The following is a 2,987-nucleotide window of genomic DNA, read 5'->3' as shown; positions in this document are numbered from 1 at the left end:
GAAGAAGGTCGGATCGATCGTGGATATTCAAATTGGGAAAGGGAAAACGGCTCGTAGAGCCTATGGCTTTGACGAAATAGCCCTAGTGCCTAGCGGCAAAACATTAGATCCCAGTTTGGCAGATACTAGCTGGCAAATTGGTGATATCAAGCGCGAAATCCCGATTATTGCTAGCGCAATGGATGGGGTGGTCGATGTCCGCATGGCGGCTGAGTTATCAAAACTCGGTGCGCTCGGCGTACTCAATTTGGAAGGGATTCAAACTCGGTATGAAGATCCCAACCCTATTCTCGATCGAATTGCGGCTGTTGGGAACGATGGATTTGTATCTCTGATGCAGGAACTCTATGCTGCTCCCATCAAACCGGAATTAATTGGCGTAAGAATTGCCGAGATCAAAGCTGCTGGTGGCATTGCCGCAGTAAGTGCCACTCCCGCTGGGGCGGCTAGATTTGGTGCAGCAGTAGCCGCAGCAGGTGCAGATTTATTCTTTATTCAAGCTACTGTCGTCTCGACAGAATTTCTGGCTCCCGAAGGCATCGAACCACTCAACTTGGCTAAATTCTGCAAAGAGATGCCAATGCCTGTGGTATTGGGCAACTGTGTCACCTATGATATTACGTTGGAATTAATGCAAGCAGGCGCAGCCGCTGTCCTCGTCGGTATCGGGCCTGGAGCGGCTTGTACTTCTCGCGGGGTACTGGGAGTCGGCGTACCCCAAGCAACTGCCGTAGCTGACTGTGCAGCGGCACGAGATGAGTTTTTCAAGCAGACAGGTAAATATATTCCCGTAATTGCCGATGGTGGCTTGGTTACTGGTGGCGATATCTGTAAATGTATCGCTTGTGGTGCTGATGGGGTAATGATTGGTTCTCCCTTCGCACGGGCGGCGGAAGCTCCCGGACGCGGCTTCCACTGGGGCATGGCTACTCCTAGCCCCGTATTACCCAGAGGGACGCGGATCAAAGTCGGTACCACTGGCACCCTCGCTCAAATCCTCACGGGGCCAGCAAAATTAGATGATGGTACTCACAATCTGTTAGGTGCGCTCAAAACTAGTATGGGTACCCTCGGTGCCAAAACTATCAAGGAAATGCAACAAGTCGAGGTCGTAATTGCCCCCTCACTCCTGACTGAAGGTAAAGTCTATCAAAAGGCGCAACAGTTAGGGATGGGCAAGTAGAAATCAACAGCAGGATGACAAAGCTCAATCGCACTAGTGCAAATAAACTATGCACGCGATCGTCGGCGTAGACAAGTGACTTTAGCAATAAATATTTACCTGAAAAACCGACCACAAACTTGCTATTTCGACAAAATAGTCCCCCCCGATTTTTAGAGGGTACTGTTACAATTAAGATCGACGGAAGCTGATGTTTCCGTTCACTCCTCACACCACATCCCGCCTGAGACACTTAATTGTGTCTTGGGCGGTTCCTTTTTTTAGGGGATAGGATAGGGAATAGAGAATAGGCGAGAAAGTTTTAGGTGGTTATTAATAGCCCGATATCAGATAAAAAAGGGGGAGAACTTTCGTTCTCCCCCTTTGGTTGTAATACTATTAGCAAATAAGTATAGATTAAGATTAGGAATCGAAATTTTACTCACTATTCCATATCCCCTATCCTCTATTCCCTAATCTTTAACTGCAAAAAAGCTCAAGTGATAGGGGAAGTTTTTCCAAGGATGAGTTTGAATTTCCTTGATTACGGTCATACCTTTCCAATCTAATTCAGGAATGCTGACTTCCACTGGAGTTTTGTTGATTCTAGCTTTCTTGATGAGATTCTCAACACTTTTAGCATCGAGAGTCAGGAGTAGAGACTTATCTCCATCGTGTCCGTAAAGATTGACGGGGATATGCCCGTTGCGGCGAAGGGTATTGGGTTTACTACCAGCAACGCGTTGTTTTAATTCGACTGAGATTTCCATGATTGTTAGTAGTTATTTGATAAATTTTACGCGTTCAAACCAAGCTTAATACTTAGCAATCGATCGTTAATAATCGATCGTGAGCTACTCTCGATCGATTATTAACCATTAATTATTAACTATTAAACTGGTGTACCATCCGCTGATAATAGACCTCGTTTCGGCCCATGAATTGGGTCTTCGACGATGATCGTTTGGTCGCGGCTGGGGCCGAGGGAGACGATCGAAATCGGCACTTCCATCAAGTCAGCTAAGAACTTGAGATAGTTCAAGGCTGCTTGTGGCAGGTCTTCAAGCGATCGACATTCCGTAGTATCCTGTCTCCAACCCGGTAGGGTTTTGTAAACTGGACGACACTTGGCAAAGTCCCGAGCGGAGTTGGGGAAATCAGTAGTTTGGGTGCCGTTGATTTCATAAGCAACACAGACTTGAATTTCCTCGAACTCGTCGAGGACATCAAGCTTGGTAATTGCCATACAGTCCATCCCATTGATCCGGACAGCATAACGACCGATGACGCTATCAAACCAACCACAGCGACGTTTTCGTCCGGTAGTGGTGCCAAATTCAGCCCCACGCTCGCCCAAAATTTCACCGCTGCGATCGTCGAGTTCGGTCGGGAATGGCCCTTCACCCACACGAGTAGTGTAAGCTTTGGCAATCCCAATGACTCGATCGATCGTCGTAGGGCCGATGCCAGTACCGATACAAGCTCCCCCGGCAATCGGGTTGGAGGATGTTACATAAGGGTAGGTACCGTGATCGAGATCGAGTAATGTCCCTTGAGCGCCTTCAAATAAAATATTGCGACGGTGACGCACCGCATCATATATTTTGAGCGAAGTATTGACGATATGTGGGCGCAACCGTTCGGCATAACCCAGATATTCGGTGGTTACTTGCTCTGGATCGAGTGGCGGTAGATGATAGAGCTTTTCTAGGATCTCATTCTTTTGGGCGATCGTCCAGAGCATTTGCTCGCGGAATGAGTCAGCATCCATCAAATCTTGGATTCGCACCCCCATCCGTTCGGATTTGTCCGCATAGGTGGGGCC

At 47.9% G+C, this 2,987-nt stretch carries 3 protein-coding genes; 1 reads left to right on the top strand and 2 read right to left on the bottom strand.

Annotated elements, in window-relative coordinates:
- Positions 1-19 precede the first annotated feature (19 nt).
- Entirely contained in the window at positions 20-1,183 is a 1,164-nt protein-coding gene (locus RMO35_RS11760) for a GuaB3 family IMP dehydrogenase-related protein (RefSeq protein ID WP_309741419.1), read from the top strand.
- A gap of 452 nt (positions 1,184-1,635) precedes the next feature.
- Here RMO35_RS11760 and rplY read toward each other — a convergent pair whose 3' ends face one another.
- Together rplY and RMO35_RS11750 are read right to left on the bottom strand one after the other, a co-directional pair.
- Entirely contained in the window at positions 1,636-1,932 is a 297-nt protein-coding gene (gene rplY / locus RMO35_RS11755; RefSeq protein ID WP_309741418.1) for a 50S ribosomal protein L25, read from the bottom strand.
- A gap of 122 nt (positions 1,933-2,054) precedes the next feature.
- Positions 2,055-2,987, bottom strand: a 933-nt coding sequence (locus RMO35_RS11750) for an adenylosuccinate synthase (protein WP_309741417.1), incomplete at its 5' end; no start/stop codon positions are given.

The organism is Chamaesiphon sp. OTE_20_metabat_361 (assembly GCF_031364565.1).
The sequence above is the reverse complement of the archived record's forward strand: the minus strand, read 5'-3'. Positions and strand labels throughout refer to the sequence as shown.

What these genes read in the sequence shown, in the direction of transcription:
- rplY (WP_309741418.1), bottom strand. Translation starts at nt 1,932, where the DNA reads ATGGAAATCTCAGTCGAATTAAAACAACGCGTTGCTGGTAGTAAACCC.